Annotated in this window: 17 protein-coding genes; 8 read left to right on the top strand and 9 right to left on the bottom strand. The window is 70.9% G+C overall.

Going from position 1 to position 19,662, the window contains the following annotated elements:
• Positions 1 to 7 precede the first annotated feature (7 nt).
• On the bottom strand, positions 8 to 2,539 hold the full coding sequence (locus tag PPSIR1_RS13480) for a hypothetical protein (protein ID WP_006971630.1): 2,532 nt from the start codon (positions 2,537 to 2,539) through the stop codon (positions 8 to 10).
• Positions 2,540 to 2,546: 7 nt separating this feature from the next.
• Entirely contained in the window at positions 2,547 to 3,491 is a 945-nt protein-coding gene (locus PPSIR1_RS13485; RefSeq protein WP_006971631.1) for a DUF4159 domain-containing protein, read from the bottom strand.
• 91 nt (positions 3,492 to 3,582) lie between these two features.
• On the opposite strand from PPSIR1_RS13485, the gene PPSIR1_RS13490 reads away from it, so the two are divergent.
• From PPSIR1_RS13490 to PPSIR1_RS13510, 5 genes are all read left to right on the top strand, one after another.
• Positions 3,583 to 4,578, top strand: coding sequence for an ABC transporter ATP-binding protein (locus PPSIR1_RS13490; protein ID WP_045115958.1), 996 nt, complete (start codon positions 3,583 to 3,585; stop codon positions 4,576 to 4,578).
• Complete coding sequence (locus tag PPSIR1_RS13495; RefSeq protein WP_006971633.1) at positions 4,578 to 5,390, top strand: ABC transporter permease; 813 nt, start codon at positions 4,578 to 4,580, stop codon at positions 5,388 to 5,390. Before PPSIR1_RS13490 ends, PPSIR1_RS13495 begins: the two co-directional genes overlap by 1 nt.
• A 7-nt stretch (positions 5,391 to 5,397) precedes the next feature.
• Positions 5,398 to 6,087, top strand: a complete 690-nt coding sequence (locus PPSIR1_RS13500; RefSeq protein ID WP_006971634.1) for a hypothetical protein — start codon at positions 5,398 to 5,400, stop codon at positions 6,085 to 6,087.
• Between the two features lie 279 nt (positions 6,088 to 6,366).
• A complete protein-coding gene (locus PPSIR1_RS13505) occupies positions 6,367 to 7,896 on the top strand; it encodes a trypsin-like serine protease (protein WP_232296476.1) in 1,530 nt (509 codons plus the stop codon).
• 70 nt (positions 7,897 to 7,966) lie between these two features.
• Entirely contained in the window at positions 7,967 to 9,067 is a 1,101-nt protein-coding gene (locus tag PPSIR1_RS13510; RefSeq protein ID WP_006971636.1) for a DUF2855 family protein, read from the top strand.
• Here the strand turns inward: PPSIR1_RS13510 and PPSIR1_RS13515 are convergent.
• From PPSIR1_RS13515 to PPSIR1_RS13525, 3 genes are all read right to left on the bottom strand, one after another.
• On the bottom strand, positions 9,045 to 9,908 hold the full coding sequence (locus PPSIR1_RS13515; protein ID WP_198154505.1) for a low molecular weight phosphatase family protein: 864 nt from the start codon (positions 9,906 to 9,908) through the stop codon (positions 9,045 to 9,047). The two genes, PPSIR1_RS13510 and PPSIR1_RS13515, sit on opposite strands and share 23 nt — an antisense overlap.
• A gap of 283 nt (positions 9,909 to 10,191) precedes the next feature.
• Positions 10,192 to 11,052: a hypothetical protein gene (locus PPSIR1_RS13520; RefSeq protein ID WP_006971638.1), complete on the bottom strand. Its 861-nt coding sequence runs from the start codon at positions 11,050 to 11,052 to the stop codon at positions 10,192 to 10,194.
• A 180-nt stretch (positions 11,053 to 11,232) separates the two neighbouring features.
• The gene (locus PPSIR1_RS13525) at positions 11,233 to 11,877 is read right to left on the bottom strand and encodes a DNA-3-methyladenine glycosylase I (RefSeq protein WP_045115940.1); all 645 of its coding nucleotides are present in this window, start codon (positions 11,875 to 11,877) and stop codon (positions 11,233 to 11,235) included.
• Between the two features lie 307 nt (positions 11,878 to 12,184).
• On the opposite strand from PPSIR1_RS13525, the gene PPSIR1_RS13530 reads away from it, so the two are divergent.
• Entirely contained in the window at positions 12,185 to 12,583 is a 399-nt protein-coding gene (locus tag PPSIR1_RS13530) for a hypothetical protein (RefSeq protein WP_006971640.1), read from the top strand.
• Here PPSIR1_RS13530 and PPSIR1_RS47790 read toward each other — a convergent pair.
• From PPSIR1_RS47790 to PPSIR1_RS13545, 4 genes are all read right to left on the bottom strand, one after another.
• Entirely contained in the window at positions 12,564 to 12,716 is a 153-nt protein-coding gene (locus tag PPSIR1_RS47790; protein ID WP_006971641.1) for a hypothetical protein, read from the bottom strand. The two genes, PPSIR1_RS13530 and PPSIR1_RS47790, sit on opposite strands and share 20 nt — an antisense overlap.
• A 119-nt stretch (positions 12,717 to 12,835) precedes the next feature.
• Positions 12,836 to 14,605 (bottom strand): hypothetical protein, encoded by a 1,770-nt coding sequence (locus tag PPSIR1_RS13535; RefSeq protein WP_006971642.1) that lies wholly within the window; start codon positions 14,603 to 14,605, stop codon positions 12,836 to 12,838.
• Positions 14,606 to 14,630: 25 nt separating this feature from the next.
• On the bottom strand, positions 14,631 to 16,487 hold the full coding sequence (locus PPSIR1_RS13540) for a hypothetical protein (RefSeq protein WP_006971643.1): 1,857 nt from the start codon (positions 16,485 to 16,487) through the stop codon (positions 14,631 to 14,633).
• Positions 16,488 to 16,553: 66 nt separating this feature from the next.
• Complete coding sequence (locus PPSIR1_RS13545; RefSeq protein WP_157595513.1) at positions 16,554 to 18,161, bottom strand: OmpP1/FadL family transporter; 1,608 nt, start codon at positions 18,159 to 18,161, stop codon at positions 16,554 to 16,556.
• A 55-nt stretch (positions 18,162 to 18,216) separates the two neighbouring features.
• On the opposite strand from PPSIR1_RS13545, the gene PPSIR1_RS13550 reads away from it, so the two are divergent.
• Together PPSIR1_RS13550 and PPSIR1_RS13555 are read left to right on the top strand one after the other, a co-directional pair.
• Entirely contained in the window at positions 18,217 to 18,927 is a 711-nt protein-coding gene (locus PPSIR1_RS13550; RefSeq protein ID WP_157595514.1) for a hypothetical protein, read from the top strand.
• Between the two features lie 106 nt (positions 18,928 to 19,033).
• The coding region (locus PPSIR1_RS13555; protein ID WP_157595515.1) for a hypothetical protein at positions 19,034 to 19,662 on the top strand (629 nt) is incomplete at its 3' end.

Here is a 19,662-nt window from a genome sequence, read left to right on the forward strand (position 1 = left end):
CGGCCGGCTAGCGCAGCCCGACGCGGCGGCGGAGGATCCACTCGCCGCCCAGGGCCGCGATGGCCAGCAGCAGCGCCGCCCAGCCGTCCCACAGCGGGATGTCGCGGCGGCCGTCGGCGGGGCGGTCGAGGGCGTCGAGGGCCGTGAGCGGGAGCCGGTCGGGGAGGGCGTCGCCGGCCACGAGCTCGATGAACTCGCCGCCGCTGCGATCGGCGAGGGCCTCGAGCAGCGCCGTGCCGCGGTCGGCGTCGACGTGGGCGAGCTCGGGCCCGCTGCCGCCGACGAGGAAGACCCGGCGCGCGGCCTGGCCGAGCTCGGGGGCGGCGTGTTCGGGGTCTTCCTCGGCGAGCTCGGCTGCTTCGGCTGCTTCGGCTGCTTCGCCTGCTTCGCCTGCTTCGGCTTCGGCTTCGGCTTCGGCCTGGAGGGACTCCGCGCGCCAGGCCTTGGCTTGGTAGGCGCCGGCGGGCAGGTCTTCGACGGGGACGTGGGCGCGGCCGATGCCGTCGGTGGTCACGCGCCCCTCGGCGACCGGAGCCGGCTTGGCGCCTGGCTCCGAGTCGGGGCCCGGCGCGCCGCCGTCGAGGCGGGTGACCCGGTACTCGACCTCGACCCCGGGCTCGGCGGCGTAGCTGGCCGAGAGGGTGCGCACCGACATGTCCACGGTCTCGCCGACGGCGTGCTCGACCCCGTCGAGCTCGAGGATCAGCCGCTCGGCCGAGGCGTCGCGCAGCAGCCAGCGCACGGCCCCGAGCCACAGCAGGTCGTAGGGGCGCGCGCCGTCGATGAGCGGGAGCTCGGGGGCGAAGCCCAGGCGCCAGGTCGCCCCGGTGGCGAGGGTCACCACGCGGCCGCGCTCGGGCTCGGACACGGCGAGCAGCGGGGTCGGCCGGCCGTCGGCGGTCTGGCGCTCGGGGTGGACGAGCAGGGCCGTGGCCCCGACCTCGGCGGCGTTGCGCGGGTAGTCGGCGGGGTTGAAGCTGTCGAGGGCCGGGAGCTCGCGCCAGTCGGTCCGGCCGCTCTCGGCCAGCCACGCGGTGATCGGGTGGCGGCGCCCGGCCTCGGTCAGCGCGGGCGAGAAGGGCTCGCGCTCGAGGCCGGTGGGGCGGCTGAGGTCGACGGGCAGCAGCTCGCGCAGCGCGGGCTCGGTGTAGTCGCCCGTGGCCATGCCCATGTCGCCGCCGATGATCACCAGCGAGCCGCCCTCGCGCACGTAGTCGGCGACGTTGCTCAGGTAGGTGTCGTGGGAGACGGCGTCGAAGTTGTGCAGGATGATGAGGTCGAAGCTGCCCAGCTGCTCGCGGAACAGCTCCTCGGTGGGGAAGGCGATCAGGCTCAGGGGCGCGGTCCCGTCGTCGCGCACGGTGTCCTCCCAGTCGCGGAGGATGTAGTAGCTGAGCAGCTCGACGTTGGGGTCGCGCTTGAGCAGGGTCCTCAGCGCGCGCACGTCCCAGTCGGGGCGGCCAGCGACGTGCAGCACCCGGACCTTGTCGCGCAGGATCTTGATCACGAAGCTGCGCTCGTTGTTGGCCAGGGTCGCCTCCTCGAGCTTGGACTCGAGCCGGGCTCGGATGGCGTAGACGAACTGCCCGGTGCGGTCGGGGGCGACCTCGAAGCGGATCGTCGCGGGGGCGCCGTCGGACTCGAGGCGCACGCGCTGGCTGTCGACGACCTCGCCGTCGCGGACCAGCTCGAACACGGCGACCTGGTCGACGAGGCCGTGGGCGACGTAGTCGGCGGCGAACTCGGTGACGTTCTCGACGAAGGCGAACTCGCCGACGTGGAGCTCGGCGATGGCCAGGTCGCGCAGGGTCGGGGCGCCCACGGCGACGGCGCTGACCGGGACCCCGAGGGCGTCGACGAGGGCGTCGAGGTGCTCGCGCTCGGCACGACCGGCGGGCATGGGCGGGATCACGAGGCCGTCGGAGATCACCAGCACGCCGGCCAGGGGCGCGCCCTCGCTCTGGCCTCCAGCCGTGGCCTCGGCGAGCTCGGCCAGGGCGGCGCCGAGGGCCGAGGCCGAGCCCGAGGGCGCGAGCGCGAGGGCGTCGGCGTCGGCGTGGGTCAGGGGCAGGGTGTCGCTGGCGAAGGCTCGGACCTCGACGTCGAGGCTCCCGCTGCGGGCCTCGCCGTCGGAGCCCTGGCGCCAGGCCGCCCGCGCGTCGGCGCCCTCGGACCACGCGCGCTCGAGCCGGGACCAGCGGCGCTCGCTGTCCTCGCCCGGGTCCGCGCGCGCGGGCGAGTCGGCCAGGTCGAGGCTCGCCGACTGATCGACGAGCACGACCAGGCGGCGGGCGTCCCCGGTCCAGGTCTCCACGCGCACGCCCAGCTCGAGCACGATGGCCACGAGGGCGAGGAGCCCGAGCAGGCGCAGGCCGACCAGGGCCGCGAGGGCGCCGAGGCCCGGCGAGGTCCCGGCGCGCAGGCGCTGGCGGAGGGTCCAGACCATCTCGACCACCGCCGCGCCCACGCAGGCGACGAGCAGGATCCACCCGAGCGTGCTGGGCTCGTGCCCGGCGATCAGCGACCAGCTGCGATCCATGCCTCGCTCACTTCCACCGACGGCTGCGCAGCAGCGTCTCGACGTGGGCGCGGTCGGCCTTGTAGTCCGTGCAGGTCGCGTAGAGCAGGATGTTGACGCCCAGGCGCATGGCCCACTCGCGCTGGACCTCGCCCCCGGGGGAGCACGGCCAGCGGTAGCGGGCGTTTTGGTCCCGGGCCAGGGCGCCGCCCAGATCGTTGGGGATGACCAGGATCTTGATGCGGCCCTCGTCGAGGACCCCGAGCAGGTGGTCCTTGGCGCGGGTCCGGCCCATGGGCGCGTCGATGATGTAGAAGCTGCGGTAGAGGACGTGGCCGGCGGGGATGGGGACGAGCTTGCTCCCGGGCAGGGTCCGTTCGACGAGGGCCTCGACGTCGCGGGCGAAGCCGCGGTCGGCCCCGCCGTCGGCGTCGTCGAACACGATCATCCCGCCCAGATCGACGAAGCGGCGCAGCACGGCCTCGGGCTCGGCCGTGTCTGCGTCCCCGCCCTCGCCCTCGCCGATGTTGGGCAGGGAGCCGCGGCCGGCGATGTAGAGGAAGGGCGTGGCGAACAGCTCGGGCGCCCCGAGGGCGACGCTGGTCGGCTCGCGCAGGGGGACCAGGCGGGTGCGCAGGCGCAGCTCCTGGCCGAGCTCGCGCAGGGCCCCGGGCCGGGGCTCCCAGTCGCCCGCGTAGCGCAGCTGGGGCAGGTCGATCTCGAGCTGTTGGCCCGGACCGCCCCCGCGACCCGGGCCGCGGCCGAAGATGTCGAAGGCCTCGGGGTCGACGAGGCCTTCGAGCTCCGGGGGCAGGGACTCGGGCGGCGCGGCGAGGGCCCGCCCCGAGCAGGTCAAGGCCCCACCCAGTGCTCCGCCGAGCAGGCGCAGGGCCGCGCGGCGCGAGGGCGCAGAGCGAGGCGTGGACGCCTCGCCGTCGGGGCGGGCGTCGGGGTCTTGGACGGGTCCTCGCATCCTGGGCGACCTTCACTGTATCCTGCCTCGCGTCCCCGCCCCAGGCGTCCACCCAGATGGCGGGGCTGTGCCCCGCGCCGACCGCCCCCAGATGGCCTCCTCCGTCCTGACCATCGAGAACCTGCGCAAGGAGTTTGTCCGCGGACTGCTGCGCAAGCGCACGGTCGCCGTCGACGGCATCAGCTTCGAGGTCGAGGCCGGCGAGGTGTTCGGCTTCCTCGGCCCCAACGGCGCCGGCAAGACGACGACCATGAAGATGCTCATGGGCCTCATCCTGCCCACCAGCGGCGCGGTCAGCATCCTCGGGGCGCCCGTGGGCGACCTGGCCGCCAAGCGGCGCATCGGCTACCTGCCCGAGAACCCCTACTTCTACGACTACCTCACGGCCACGGAATTCCTGCACATGGTCGGGAGCCTCTACGGCCTCGATCGCAGCCTGCGCGCGCGTCGAGCGGGCGAGCTGCTCGAGCGCGTGGGCCTGTCCATGGCCAAGAACCGGTCGATGCGCAGCTACTCCAAGGGCATGCTCCAGCGCGTGGGCCTGGCCCAGGCGTTGATGGGCGATCCGGAGCTGGTGGTCCTCGACGAGCCGATGAGCGGCCTCGACCCCATCGGCCGCCGAGAGGTCCGCGAGCTCATGCTCGAGCTGCGCGAGCGCGGCAAGACCGTGTTCTTCTCGACCCACATCCTCGCCGACGCGAACATGCTCTGCGACCGGGTCGGGATCATCGTCAAGGGCACCCTGCGCGACGTGGGCCAGCTCGGGGAGCTGCTCAGCCCCAAGGTCCACCGCGTCGACGTGCTGTGGACGGGCCCCGAGTCCCTGCGCGAGCAGCTGCGCAAGGACTTCGCCGGGGGCCTCGACGAAGGCGCGGCCGAAGCGGCAGAAGACGCCGAGGCCGAGCGGCACCGCTCGCGCTCCGAGGGCGAGCACTTCGTCGCCCACAGCCAGGGCGAGGTCGATCGCTTCCTCGCGGCCGTGGTCGCCGGGGGCGGCGCGGTCGTGCAGGTCACGCCCCAGCGCGAGACCCTCGAGGAGCTGTTCGTCCGCGACGCGGGCGTCAAGGCCGAGGAGCAACGCAGCTGATGGAGGTCATCGTGGGCAGCGTCGAGCGCATGTGGGCCATCGCCCTGAACACCTTCCGGGAGGCGGTGCGCAACAAGGTCCTGGCCATCCTCGTGCTCTTCGCCGTGGCGCTGATGGCCTTCTCCCTGGTCCTCGGCCAGCTCTCCCTCCACGAGGAGATCCGCATCATCAAGGATCTGGGCCTCGCGGGGATCAGCATCTTCGGGGTGATCATCGCGCTGTTCTTGGGGGTGAACCTGCTGAGCAAGGAGCTCGACCGCAAGACGGTCTACGCGATCATCCCCAAGCCCCTGCACAGGTGGGAGTTCCTGCTCGGCAAGTACCTGGGCATGGTCGTGACCATGACCGCCCTGGTCGCGCTGATGAGCCTGGTGTTGATGGCCTTCCTGGCGGTTCAGGGGGGCCGCCACGGCGTGACCATGGTCCGCGCCGAGATCCTCATCTGGCTCGAGCTGCTCTTGCTCATGGCCGTGGCCATGCTGTTCTCGAGCTTCAGCTCGCCCTGGCTGTCGGCGATGATGGCCGCGGGCTTGTGGGTCATCGGCCGCAACAGCGCGGAGCTCGAGGCCTTCGCGGGCAGCCCGAAGCTGGAGGACAGCTTCGGGGGCGACCTGCTCGGCTTCATCCTCGAGGTCGTCCCAGACTTTCGGATGTTCTACGTGTCCGGCGCCAACTTCGACGAGGCGGTGGTCAGCGTCCACGAGAGCTTCGTGAGCTGGGGCTACGTGGCCAGCGCGGGGGCCTACTGCCTGGCCTACGCGGCTTTTGCCTGGCGGTGGCGATCTTCGCCTTCGCCGCGCGACTTCACCTGAGCCCGGCGTGACGGACGAGCTCGACGCAGGGACCGGCGCTTCGCCGAGCTGGACGCGCAAGATAGCGATCGTGGGCGTGGTCGTCGCGGCCCTGGCCGTGCCGGTGTGCGCGCGGGCGGCCATCGACGGTCGGGCCGCGCTCGAGGCCGCCGAGCTCGCGCGGGCCGAGGACGATCCCGAGCGCGAGATCGAGCTCTTGGGTCGAGCCGCCCGTTGGTCCGTGCCCGTCTCGCGCCACGACGAACGCGCCCGGGCGCGTTTGCGCGAGCTGGCCATCGAGGCCGCCGCGGCCAGCCCGGGCGAGCCCTCCGCGGAGGCCCTGGCGGCCTGGCGAGAGCTCCGGCGGGCCTCGCTGGCCACGCGGGGCTGGACGGGTGTCCAAGGTGTCCAAGATCCCGAGGGGCTCGCCGAGGCCAACGCGGGCATCCTCGCGCAGCTCGAGGCGCAGGCCGAGGCCGACCCCTACGCCCCAGACTTCGACCGCGCGCGCGCGCAGGCCGAGCTAGCGAGCGATCCGCTGGGTCCCGCGATCGGCTGGGTGCACCTGTCTGGCCTCGCCTTCGTCGGGTGGATGGTCGCCTGTGTCGGCTTGGTGACCCGGGCCTGGAGCCCCGACGGACGCATCGACCGGGGACCGGCGCTGCGCTGGGCTCTGTTCGCGATCTTTTGCGGCGCCAGCTGGTTATTGACGGCATGACGTAGAACCGTCTCCAGTGAACTTTCGTCATAGATGAGCGCCAGCGCGCGCGTGATTCGAACCTTCGTCCATGGAATGGAACGTCGGGTGGACTACGAGACTTGCGTACAGGGCGGCCTGCGCAGCCTCAAACGGCGTCTATTGGTGGTTGCAGCCAAGGTCGACCCGCTGACGGTCATTTCAGAGTGTCAAGTGGTCGAGGCCAGAATTGCTGCAATACATCTGTAAGCACTTGAGTTTTGTGGGCTCTAGTGCGATGTACGAGCAATGGCATTGGTCATGGCGCGTCGAAGCTTCTTCTCGAACCTGGGTTGTGTGAGTCTGGCGATCGCCGCGGCGGCGCTCGTGGCTGACACGGCGCACGCGGGCGGCCCCGAGGGCATGCGGCTCGCCCCCGTCGACGCGAACGCATGGACGGACGCCGGCGACATCGATCCCGGCGTCGAGCAGGACCCCGCGATCTACGGCGGCACCTCGGCCAACTACTGCGGCTGGCCCACGGCGGTCTACCTCGACATGGGCTTCACCGCCTGCACGGGCACGCTGGTCCACCCGGACATCGTGATCACCGCGGCCCACTGCCCGAGCTCGACCTCGGGCCTGGCGACGACGATCCGCTTCGGCGAGGGCCAGGCCGGCGGCGAGCGGGCCGTGCAGGCGACCTGCTACTCCAACCCCGCCTGGAACGGCGCGGTCGGGCCCGCGGACTACGGCTACTGCCGCCTCAACCAGCCCGTCACCGACATCCCCATCGTCCCGCCCGCCTACGGCTGCGACGTCACCGCGCTCACCCCCGGGCGCGAGGTGACCATCGTCGGCTTTGGCCAGTCCAACAACGGCGGCAGCGGGACCAAGCGCCAGGTCACCACGACGATCACGGCGATCGGCGACCAGGCGCAGATCGGCGGCAACGGCCTCGACTCGTGCCAGGGCGACTCCGGCGGCCCGGTCTACGTCAAGCTCGACAGCGCCTTCGGGGGCGACGACACCTGGCGCGTGTTCGGCATCACCTCGGGCGGCGGAGCCTGTGGCACCGGTGGCATCTACGCCCTGATGCACGAGGCCATCCCGTGGATCGAGCAGCACTCGGGCGTCGACATCACGCCTTGCCAGGACGTCCAGGGCAACTGGCTGCCCACGCCGGAGTGCGGGGGCATGCCCTACGATCCTGGCGGCTCGGGCAACGGCACCTGGGCCAACGGCTGCTCCGCGGGGGCGGTCAGCGGCTTCGGTGGTCTGTGCGGCGAGCCCTTCGGGGCCGAGGACGACACGGAGCCGCCCTACGTCCAGATCGTCACGCCCAACGACGGCGACGAGTTCCCCCTCGACGGCGGCAGCTCGACGGTCGTGACCATCGGCGTGGCCGCTGACGACGGCGAGGGCTACGGCGTCGCCGAGGTCCGCCTGCTCATCAACGGCAACGAGTTCCCCAACAACGAGGACACCGCGGCGCCCTTCCAGTGGGACCTGACCATGACCGAGGGGGCCTACACGGTCCAGGCCGTCGCCCTCGACTTCTCGGGCAACGAGGCCTTCTCGAACACCATCGGCATCGGGGTCGGCGACTCGGCGCCCGAGGAGAGCGGCGGCGAAGAGGGCGAGGACAGCGGCGACGACGGGAACGAGGAGGACGACGACGGCGGCGATGAGGTCGGCGCCGACTCGACCGGCGGCGGCTTCAACTTCGGCGACCCGGTCGAGGTCGGCTGCGCGTGCTCGAGCGAGCCGACGGGCTCGGGCTCGGGCGGCTGGCTCGGTCTCATCGGGCTCATCGGGCTGGTCGGCCTGCGCCGTCGCCTGCGGGGCTGAGCCTGGCTCAGCGGCCTTTTGCGGGGCGAGACGTGCGAGCGCTACCCAAGCCGTGTAGCTTGGGGAGTTCGTGTCTCGCCCCAAGCTGTACCTCGAAGTCGATCGCAAGGACCCTCGCCGCACCCGCGTGGTGGAGGAGCCCGACGCAGCCCTGGCCGCCGGCCACGCCCGCCTCGAGATCGAGCGCGTGGCACTCACGGCCAACACGGCCACCTACGCCCTGCTCGGCGATCGCCTGGGCTACTGGGACTTCTACCCCTGCCCGGCGCCCTGGGGCCGGGTGCCCGCGATCGGCTGGGCCCGGGTCGTCGAGTCGGCGGCCCCCGAGGTGGCCGCGGGGGGCCTCTACTTCGGCTGGTTCCCCATGGCGAGCGCCATCGACCTGCAGGTCGCGCCAGCGCCCCAGGGCCTGATCGACACGGGCGCCCACCGCTCGGAGCACGCGCCCATCTACCGCAGCTTCACCCTGAGCGAGCGCGACCCCGTCTACCAACCCGGGGCCGACGCCGAGGACCGCCACGCGCTGCTGCGCGCGGCGTTCACGACGGGCATGCTCATCGACGCCTTCTTCGCCGGGCGCAGTGACTGCGGCGCGCGGCAGATCGTCGTGCTCTCAGCCTCGAGCAAGACCGCCATCGCCTTCGCCCACGAAGCCGCGCGGCGCTCCGCGGCGACCCTCGTTGGCCTGACCTCCGCGCGCAACCTCGAGTTCGTGCGCGGGCTGGGCTGCTACGCCGAGGTCTCGACCTACGAGGCCATCGAGAGCTTGGCCGCGCAGTCGTCCGTGATCGTCGACATGGCGGGCAACGCTGCCTTGCTCGATCGGGTCCACGGGCACCTGGGCGATCACATCGCCCACTCGATGCGCGTGGGCGCGAGCCACTTCGGCGCCCAGTCGGCGCAGCCGCCCTCGGCCGGCCCCGCGCCCGAGCTCTTCTTCGCGCCGACGCAGAGCCAGGCGATGCTCGCGGCCCTCGGCCCCGAAGCCTTCATGGCCAGGATGCGCGCCGGGCTGGCGGCCTTCGTCGAGCACAGCGCCGGGTGGCTCGAGCTCGAGCGCAGCCAGGGTCCAGCCGCGATGGAGCGGGTGTGGCAGGACACCCTGGCCGGGCGGGTCTCGCCGGCCACGGGTCAGATCGTCTCGCTGGCTAGCTCGCCTGCGCCCGGCTGACCGCGCGGAACAGGTAGAGCATCTCCGTGGCGATCTGGCGGGCCCGCTCGTCGTAGCGGCCCGCCTCCTCGGGGGTGTCGTCGGCGGCCTTGGGGTCGTCGTAGGGCAGGGCCACGCGGAGCGCTGCGCCGCGCACGAAGGGGCAGGCGGCGTCGGCCTGCGAGCAGGTCATGACCGCGGCGAAGCCCTCCTTGGGGTTGCTCTCGTCTTCCCAGGTCTTCGAGAAGGCGAGCATGGGCTCGACGCCCTCGCCCATGCGCACGCTGTAGCGCGGGTTTTGCTCGGCCCCGTCGTTGTCGCTGTCGATGGTGAACCCGGCCCGGGTCATCGCGGCCACGGCCCGGGGGTTGAAGGCCGTCGCCTCGGTCCCGCCGGAGAAGGTCTCGATGCCGTCGACGCCGTAGAACGCGGCCGCGGTCGCGGCCCACAGCTGACCCATGTGGCTGCGCCGCGAGTTGTGGGTGCAGATGAACAGCAAGCGCGCGGGTTGGTCCGCGCCGCGCCGCGCGACGACGTGCTTGGCGAGGAGGTCGAGGAGCTCGCGGCGCTCGGCGGGGAGGCCGTCGAGTTCCCCCTCGAGTCCGCTGAGGTAGGTCTGCAGCTCCGGGAACAGGGGCGTGTGTCGTTGGGCCATGGGCTCGGGCTTGGCTTGGGCGGGGGTCGACTCCGCGGAGTTGGGCTTGGCGGCAGGCTTGGCGTCGGGCTCGACCTCTGTCTTGGCGACAGGCTTGGCGTCAGGCTCCGCATCGGGGGAGTCGCAGGCCGGGCCCAGCGAGACCAGGGCGCCCAGAGCGAGGCCCGCCAGCGCGTTCGTGGGGATCGAGAACGAAGAGGGGAGCACAGCCGGAGCTTCCCCGATCTCGCCCACATACGAGAGCTCCCCCAGCCGCACAGGGCCACGCTCGAGGTTTCATTTTCGCGACGTCGAGCGCTCAGGGTCATCGCGGACGAGCCAGCTGCACGTTCACGACTCGGCGACCGCGAACCAGCCCACGCCCCCGCTTGCGGGGGCGACCACACGCCCCCTCCAAGGCACGAACCCCATTGCCCCACGACCACAGCGGAGGAGCGGCAGCGACGAAGCGCCCCCGGTCCCCCGACGCCCGCGGGGGCAAAGCAGCACCTCAGCGGGTGGGGCTGCCGCCCTCGTTGTCGTCGCAGCCCCACTCTCGCGTCCGCGCCCCAGGCCAGCCCTCGAAGGCGCGGCGCAGCTCGTCGACGCGCTCGGGCCCGAGCTCGGCCTCGAGGAAGGAGGCGAAGCGATCTCCCGAGGCGAAGCGCGCGCGGTTGTAACGCTCGAAGGTGCCGAGCTCGTCTTCGGGCGGAGGCTCGCGCAGGCCCGCGCGCTCTTCGGCGATGCTTCGGCGCAGCTCGACGTGGTCTTGCTTGGGCGTGCGCCCGAGCTGGCGGGTGATCCCCTTGCGGACGTCTCGCATCGACATCGCCTCGACCTCCGCAGCCTCGGGGTAGAGCTCGGTGTAGAGCGAGCGGTACAGGGCGTTGTCGGCCTCGGCGAACTTGGTCAGGGCCGCGAGGTAGGCCTCTTGCTCGTCGGGGCTCATGCCCAGGTCCTCGGCCTGCTCGGGGTTCAGCCGCGTGGGGTAGTCCATGCGCACGTCGCAGTGGCGCGCCATGGCCTCGAGCTCGCTCTGGCTGTGTCCGTAGTAGCCGAGCTCGCCCGTCACGCTGCGCTCGGCGAGGAGCTGGTTTTGCGCCTCGAGGGAGACGACTCGCTCCTCCGCGTTCTGGGCCTCGCGTGCCGTCGCGGGGTGCGTGCGCGCACCTGGACTTCGGATCTTCGATGGCACCCCGTCGCGGGCTGTTTCGTCGCGTTCATCGGGCTCTCGTGCCGTCGGCGGGCACGCGTCGGGGTTGGGAGCGGAGCTGCCGCCCAGCTCGTAGAACGCGACGGTGCCCAGGGCCAGCGCGCCGCCGAGCAGGGTCGGGAGCCAGCGAGACCAGCGGGCTTGGGGGTCAGCAGCCATGGGGCGATGCTAGCAGTCGCCCACCCCGGCCGCGCCGGGACCCATGATCCACGAAAGCATCGTCCACGGACTCAGCTGGCGCTGAACCCGTGGGCGGCTGCCTTTCTCGGTAGCGCTCTCGACGGGCGGCTTTGGGGCCGCGCAGGGAGCCGAGCGCAGCGCGCTTGGGTGCAGGGGCGCTCAGCTCGGACGACGAAAGCGCGCCCGCGCGGCCTCGACGGCCCCCCGCGTCGAGCAGCCCTCGACGTGGTCGTTGACCATGCCCATCGCCTGCATGAATGCATACGCCGTAGTCGGCCCAAAGAACCGAAAACCGCGAGATTTGAGGTCTTTGGCCATCGCCGTCGACGCTGGCGTGTGGTTGAGTTGCATGAGCGCGCTCTTGTCCAGGCGGGCCGGACGCGTGGCCGGCTCCGGCTCCCAGCGCCAAAAGTAGGCCGCGAGCGAGCCGAACTCGTCCGCGAGCTCGGTCGCACGTCGGGCATTGTTGAGCGTCGCTTCAATTTTCCCGCGATGGCGCACGATCCCGGGATCCCCGAGCAGCTTCTCGACCCGGCTGTTCACGCGCCAGCGCGCGATGGCCTCGTAGTCGAAGTTGGCGAAGGCGCGGCGAAAATTGTCGCGCTTGCGGAGGATGGTCAGCCAGCTCAGACCCGACTGAAAGCCCTCCAGGCATAGCTTTTCGAACAAGCGGTGGTCGTCGTCGACGGGAAAACCCCACTCTTCGTCATGGTAACGGCGGTAGTCTGCGTGAGCCCCACACCACCAACAACGATTGATCTCATCCTCTCGAATGATGCCATCGATGCTTGCTTTCGCACTCATGTTGTCACCATAGCGCGGAATGCTCCAGCGCGACTACGCACTCTCTCGCGCGGGCTCGCGCTCCACTGAGCGCGCAGGCGCGCTCTCCGAGCCGCGCACCGGCCCAGTAGACCGTGGCCTCTGCGCAGCTTGTAACGATTTCTTTCGACATCCCCTAGACGTGTGGGTAATTTTGGGTCACCACTATTGCCAGATTCGTTGGGACCAACAGGCAGGTTCCATCGAAGAGGAATGCTCATCGATGAAGGACAATCTGCATTGGAGCTCTTGGGCTGTCGGGCGCCGCGCATCGACGCATGACCGTCTCTTGCAGCGGGCGCTCCCCGCTCTGCTCCAGGGCATCGGCTGCCCTGACGCGGCGGAGGGTCTGCTGGAGGTTCTCGACGGTCCGTCGTGCTGCAACGACGGCCTGCTCAGCGCCCTCGAGGAGGCGAGCGACGCGGCCCTCGAGGCGGGCGCGCACCACCACGTGTCCGCATCTTTGGCTCGACGCAGCGAGTCGGTGTCTTCGATCGCGCGTCACTTGCTGCGCCACGAAGAGCTCAAGTTCGCCTTGCCGATGCACGCCGCCCGGCACCTGACGCGGGCGGTCGAGATCGCCGTCGAGCTGGGGGAGAGCCTGGGCGTGTTCCGGCCCGGGCCGGCGCTGGTCGAGGTCGACGCCCTCGCCGAGGCCCGGACGGACCTCACACGACCCACTCGATGACCGCCGCCAGGGTCCCGGCGGAGGTCATCGCCAGGACCACGAGGCTGCCGGAGTCGCGCTGGAACCAGTGCCGCCGGCGGTTCCGGTGAAAGCCGCTGATGACACGCTCGACACTTCGGATGGTGGCTCGCATGGGGCCACCCTGCACGGGGCCCTGGGCCCGCGCAAAATCTCGACGCGGCGCCGCCTGGGCCCCGCGCTCGTCAGAGATTTGACCTCGCCGCGGGCCTGGCCCGCTCGCGCGCAGCACGACTACTGCACGCGCGTCACGTCGAGGGCGATGCGCTTGAGGCTGGGCTTGTCGACGACGTCGATGCGGTAGACCCGGCCGGCGTCGTCCTGGATGTAGAGGACGTCGCCCGCGTCGACGCGCACCTTCTCGTGGCTGGTGTCGCCGCCGATCGCGTCGAGGCTCGAGACCTTGTCGCCGAGCTCGGCGTCGGCGAAGAAGCCGGGGTTGTCGTAGGCGTAGGGCCGCGCGGGCCCGTCGTCGTCGACGGGGATGTCGTCCTCGGTGACGAAGAACAGCCAGTCGCCCGCTTCCTCGGCGCTGACCTGCCCCGCCGGCGCGCGCCAGTAGTAGAAGTCCGCGAAGCCCTCGGTGTTGTCGGTGAGGTTCTCGGCCAGGTCCTCGAGGGCCGCCGGGTTGGCCGCGAGGTTGGTCCGAATCTCCTCGACGATGGCCTCGGCGGGGATGCCCAGGGGTACGTCGGTGAGGGTGAAGGCGATGTCGGCCTCGCCCTCGGCCAGGCCGCCGTCGTGGAGCCGGACCTGCGCGAGCTCGAGGACCACGTCCCAGGTGTAGCTGGGCGGCGGCGGGTTGCCGACGTCGTTGAAGGTCTCGAACTCGACCCACTGGGTGTCGTCGATGCACGCCGAGAAGGCCTCGACCATGGTCGCCAGCTCGTACTCGGTGCAGTGCGGGGTGATGTCGGCGGTCGCCAGCCGGGTCATCTCGACGACCACGCGCTCGAACTCCCAGGGCGGCAGGGACCAGACCGGCGAGTTGCCCAGGGGCAGGGGCTCTTTGTTGGTGCCGCTGGGGATGTAGAGGTCGTTCTCGTTCATGACCACGGTCATCAGCGAGATCGAAGGATCGGGGACCAGGCCCTCGACGCGCATCCACTCGGGGTCGTCGACGGGGAACACGGTGTCGATCTGGCTGGCCGTGCTGTTGACGCTGCAGCCGGACACGTCGGTCAGGTCGGCGCCCTTGTAGGGCAGGGCGTTGAGGTTGACCTTCACGGTCATCTCGAACTCGTCCTCGACGACGGACAGGCCCTCGGCCTCGGAGATGAAGCCGGGGTGCACGCCGAACTCGGTCTCCGTCGGCCCGAAGCGCTCGGCCAGGTCGTCGAAGTTGTTGACCACGTCGCCCAGGGTGATGGGCAGGGAGTTGGGCGCCACGGGCCACTTGCCGTCGGGGTGGGCCTCGTCGACGGGCCCGTCGCGCAGCTGGGTCGCGGGGTGGCTGCCGATCAGGCCCTCGACGACGGCCTGGGTGTTGGACTCGATGTCGATGAACTTGTCGCTGACGCCGATCTCGAACACCTCGCCCAGGGCCTCGGCGTGGGGGATGCCGACGGCCTGCGACAGGCCGATGAGGTCCTCGAGGGAGGTGCCCTCGAGGTCGACGTTGTCGGGGGTGATCTTGAGCAGCGTGCGCATGTTCTGGGCCGCCTGGGGCAGCTGCGCGGCCTCGTCTGCGGGCAGCGTCTCGAGCTGCGTGAGCGCGTTTTGGACCAGGGGGCTGAGCTCGAGGTCGAGGAGCCACACGCCGTCGAGGGTGGTCTGGGGCAGGGCCCGGAGCTCGTCGAGGCCGAGGGTCTTCTCGAAGCCCTCGACCTCGAAGCGCAGGGCCCGGAGCTCGATGCGGCGGGTCTCGCCCACGGGCAGCTCGGCCTGGGGCAGCTCCTCTTGGACGACGAGCTCGTCGGCGCAGCCAGAGCCCGCGCTCATCAGGCAAGGCGCGGCCAGGGTCGTGAGCAGGGGGAGGGACCAGGGGGGGCGTGTGCGGGACATGGCGGGCCGAAGGGGGGAGCGAGGCTCAGTTGGTGCGCTTGGCGACGTAGGCGAACACCTCGGTGTCGTCCTCGGGGGCGAAGATGCGCACGCGGTAGGTGTCGCCCTCGTCGTCTTCGACGTAGAGGATGGTCTCGCCCGGAGGGATGAGCACCTTCTCGTGGGCGGTGTCGCCGACGCCCTCGATGGTCGTGCTCGACACCTTGGTGCTCAGATCGGCGTCGCTGAAGAAGCCGGGGGTCTGCCAGCCGTAGGGCAGGCCCTCGAGCAGGTCCTCGGGGGTGACGAAGAACAGGTAGGCCTGGCCGTCGTCGGCCCGGCGGTAGTAGAAGTCGACGGGCCCGCTGTTCTCCTTGTAGTTGCCCAGGAGGTAGCCGGCGATGTCCGAGGACTGGGCCTGGAGGTAGGGGCGCACGGCGTCGGCGGCCTCCTCTCCGGTGATGCCCACGGGGATGTCCTCGAGGGTGAACTCGGCGTCGGCGTCGCCCTCGGGGAAGGTGATGTCGTCGAGGTGGTGGAGGTCGTACTGGGCGACCTCGTTGATCAGCTCCCACATGTACTGGTCGGGGGGCTGGCCGATGCCCAGGGGCACGCTGAACACGCCCCAGCCCCCCGGGTTCCCGTCCTGGCCGACCTTCACGACGTCGCCGAGCAGGAAGTAGTTGACCACGGTCTGCAGGCCGCCGTAGCGCTCGCGGCCGGCGTCGGCGACGAGGTACTCGAGCTCCCAGGGGTCGAGGGTCCAGACCAGGCCGTCGCCCACGGGGTTGTCCGGGGCGTTTTGGATGCACTGATCGCTGACCAAGGTGGTGCACGAGTCGATGAAGGCGTCGTTCTCTTGGATGGCGAAGCGCAGGTCCATGACCGGATCGTCGACCAGGCCGGTCATCGAGAAGCGCTCGGGGTCGTTGAAGTCGAACTCGGCCTCGTCCTCGAAGCTCGGGCCGGTCACGTCGACGATGACCGAGATGAAGGCCTTGCCGCCGCTCAGGTCGACGCCGTCGAGGACCCGCAGGTTGGACTCGGCGATGACCGTCATCTGGAAGTCGGGGCCGAACACCGCCCCGGAGGTCGGGAAGTCCGGGACCACGACGCCGGGGTGGTCGCCCACGGGCCCGAGGCGCTCGCCGAGGCTGGCCAGGTCAGTGAGCGCGTCCTCGAGGGTGACGCTGATCTTGCCGTCCTCGGTGGCCTCGGGGTGGGTGCCGATGAGGTTGCGGCGCAGCGAGGCGACCACGGCCTGGGTGTCGAGGAATTCGGTGGTCTCCGAGATGTCGAGGCTCTCGGACAGGAGCCCGCTGAAGCCCCCAGACAGGGCGAGCAGGAAGTCCGAGAGGCCCTGGACCGTGGACAAGCTGGTGCCGTCGACGACGGAGTTGGCCGGGGTCATGGTCAGGATGCGGACCATGGCGAACTCCGGCGAGCTCTCCCAGTCGCCGCCGCCGAAGGTCTGACCCAGGGCGGTCTGCGAGCAGTCGAAGTTGGGGTTCGAGCTGTTCGCCTGCCAGCCCGTCCCGCACGCGTTCTTGATGCTGTCGAGGGTGTTGACCAGCAAGGGCGTGGAGTCGAGCTCGAGCAGCTGGATGTCCGCGGCGACGGAGCCGAACAGCTCGGACACCTCGTCGCGGCCCATCTGCAAGGTCAGGTCCGGGGGCGCGCTGTCCTCGATGCGCAGGGTGATCTCCTGCTCCTCTCCGAAGGTCGCCGAGCTGCCCTCCTCGCCGCTCTCGCCGTCCTCGGCCTCGGTCCCGGCCTCCATGCCCGCGTCGGCCTCGTCGCCGCTGCCTCCCCCGACCGCGTCGTCGGTGCAGCCCAGGGGCGCGGCGAGCAAGAGGGCGGTCGAGCAGAGGGCGAACAGCGAGGCGTGCTTGGGCGAGTGCATGCAAGTCAAGATCGATACTCCCAGACCATTGACCATACCATCGGCCAGTCGGCGGGAGGGGCGGGCTCAGCTCTCGATCGGGCGGACCGGGGGCTTGGCGGGCTTGGCCTTCGAGCCGAAGCGCGCCTGGAGGTGGAGCATGAAGGTGCCGAGGAGCAAATTGTAGCGCCCGTTGCCCAGGTCGTAGTCCGAGGCGGTGACCGTGCGCGGGAGGATCCCCTGGAGCTCGCCGTCGGCGAGCACGGCGACGCGCGGATTGATTTGATAAGCTACGCCGAGGGCGCCGAGCAGGCGCTGGCCGTCGGGGGACGCGACGTCGATGGTCGCGTCGGGGCTCGCCGGCGAGTGGTAGCCGAGGGTCCCGGACACGCGGACCTTCTCTTTTTTGTCGACGACCGCGCGCGCGCTGGCCTCGACGTGGATCGCCCCGACCCAGTCGCGGCGCAGGCCCACGGTGGTCCGGCGCGGGATCTCGAGGGCGGGCTGGGCGAGCTGCTCGGAGTCGAGGGTGATGTCGAAGGTGTCGACGTCCTGCCAGAACACGTAGGCGAGGTTGGTGTCGACGCGCAGGGTCTTGGAGATGTCGTAGGCGGCGCCGAACATCAGGCGCTTGGGCAGGCGGAAGCTCAAGGCCGCGTCGCCCTCGACCAGGGGGGGGAAGCTCAGGCCCTGGGACGCGAGGTCCTGGGTGAAGAACTCGTCGTTCATGTCGAGCTGGAAGGTGCCGCGAAAGTTGGCCCGCGAGCCGTGGTCGTAGGTCAGGCCCAGCCACAGCGGGTCGATGGGGTTGGCCGCCAGCGCGACGCTGAACGACGCGCCGTGGGAGAAGGCGTCGTTGAGCGCGAAGGGGCGGGCGAGCACGTCGAGCTCGCGCACCGTCGAGGGGGCGTCCTCGCCGAAGTCGTTGGGCTGGTTGATGGGCGGCCGGGCCAGGGCGTCGCCGAACAGGTCGACGGCGCCGAAGTCCTGGATGCGGCGCAGCTGGGCGAAGCCGAGGACGTAGGACACGCTCGCGCCCAGGGACACGCGCTCGTGGACCTTGACCGAGAGCGCGGCCGAGATCCGCGACACGGCGATGAAGGCCGACTGCAGGGCGAAGCGCTGGGCGCCCTCCTCGTCGAAGCTCAGCGGGGCGGCGTAGGGCACGTAGACGCCGAGGCCGAGGGCGAGGCGGTCTTGGATCAGCGGGAAGGCTGCGAAGCCGCCGGCGTTGGGGGAGAAGATCGGCGAGCGGACCTCGGGGTAGGCCCCGGGCTTGTTGGGGTCGATGGACGCGGGGTCGATGGGCTCGGCGAAGTCGAGGCCGTCGGCGTACTGGTAGGCCCCGAGGCGGTCGCGCTGGTAGCGGAGGCTGCCCGCGGCGATGCCCACCCCGAGCAGGACCTCGTTGGAGTCGGCGAAGCCGAGCATGGCGGGGTTCCAATAGACCGCGGCGGCGTCTTGGGTGGTCGGGCTCGAGAAGGTCGTGCCGATGTGCGGGACGTCGAGGCCCGACGCGTGGGCCTGGGCCCCAGGCCACAGCAGCGCGAGGACTGGACCAAGGGCCAGCGCGGCGAGCCGGGGGCGAAAAAAGGGGCTGCGCGAAGCCGCGCGTCGGCGATCTGAGCCCAGCTCGGAGGGGTTGGGCGGGCCGGACAAAGCCAAAAGCGACGCGTCGTCGCTGCGAACGGGCATGTCGATCATGCTCGCACAGACACGGGTCGCGAGACTGGGGTAAATTGAACGCGACGTGGTGGATGCCAACCGACCCAAGCCCCCCGACCTTCAAGGCTCGAAGGCCGTCGTCGTCGTTCTCGTGACCGTGCTCTTGCTCATCGTCGGTGGGTACTGGGGGTGGACGCAGAACGGACCACTCGGCGCGATGCTCGGCGTGATGCTCGGCGCGGCTTTGGGCGCGCTCATCTACACCGTCGTGCGCGTCTCCGATCACTCCAACCGGATCGCGGAGCCCTCGGCCCCCGACGTTCGCGAGCTCCCCCCAGACCAGGCCCTGCAGGTCCTGTCCGCGCTGATGAACGCGGCCGCGAGCGCGAGCGAGAGCGGGGCCTCGTTCAGCCTCGGCCTGCTCGGTGAGATCGCGGCGGCGCGCGACAAGGCCAGCAAAAAGGGCGACATCGAGGGCGCCATCAAGGAGCTCAAGCGCCTGGCCGAGGAGCACCCGCGCAGCTCGGCCGTGTCCGCGGAGCTGTCTCGGGTGCACCGCATGGCGGGCGACGAGGAGGCCGCGAAGAAGGCGGCCAGCGAGGCCCTCTACCTCGCCCTGCGCGGCGGCATGAACGGCCTGGCGCTCCAGCTCTTCGCCGAGTTCGACGGCGCCGAGGAGCTCACCCTCGAGGGCTCGTACTGGGAGCAGCTCGCCCGCATCCTCGACCACGCCGACAAGCCCGAGGACGCCGCGAAGTGCCGGGCGCGGGCCGGCGGCGGCTCCGAGTCCGAGTAGGCCGAGACGTCCTCGACACCTCGCCGCCGGGTGGGCTGGGCTGCCCTCCTCCCGCCGGTATCCAAGGGGCCGCCGGCCCCCCGCGCTTGGGACTAAAATGGCCACCATGGCCGTTGTCAGACGCACCACCTTCGTCCTCCCGCTCGCGTTGCTGGCGGCTCTGGCTTGCAAGGGAAAGCCGGAGCCTTCGACGAAAGCCGCCGAAGTCGAAGCTCCCGAGCCCGCCGAGGTCGAAGCTCCCGAGCCCGCCGAGGCCGAGCCCGCTGCGGCCGAGGCCCCCGCGGCTGAGGCTCCCGCGGCCAAGCCCGAGCCAAAGCCCGCCAAGCCCGAGATCTGTCCGCTCGCCGAAGACGACCCGGACCGGGCGCTCAAGACCGCCATCAACGTCGCCATTCGCCAGTGGTACGTCGCCGAGAACGGGACCATCGCCACGAAGAACGAGGCTTGGGTGGCCGAAGGCGTCGAGCTCGAGGAGCGCGCCCACCGAGCCCACGCGATCCGCCACGGGGCCCGGGTCAAGGCCCGGGAGTTCATGCCCGATTCGGCCCAGGTCGAGTGCTTGCAGGAGCGCGACCAGGGCAAGTACGGCAACCCAGACGGCCCGACCTTCGACGACCTCGTCGAAAAGAACGAGGCCAAGGGACACAGCGGCGACGCGATCTACGAAGAGATCATCGGCAGCTCCGGCCGTACCAACAAAGCGGTCGACGAGCAGCTCGGCGTGAAGACTGGCAA

This window comes from Plesiocystis pacifica SIR-1, assembly GCF_000170895.1.
GTDB lineage: Bacteria > Myxococcota_A > Polyangia > Nannocystales > Nannocystaceae > Plesiocystis > Plesiocystis pacifica.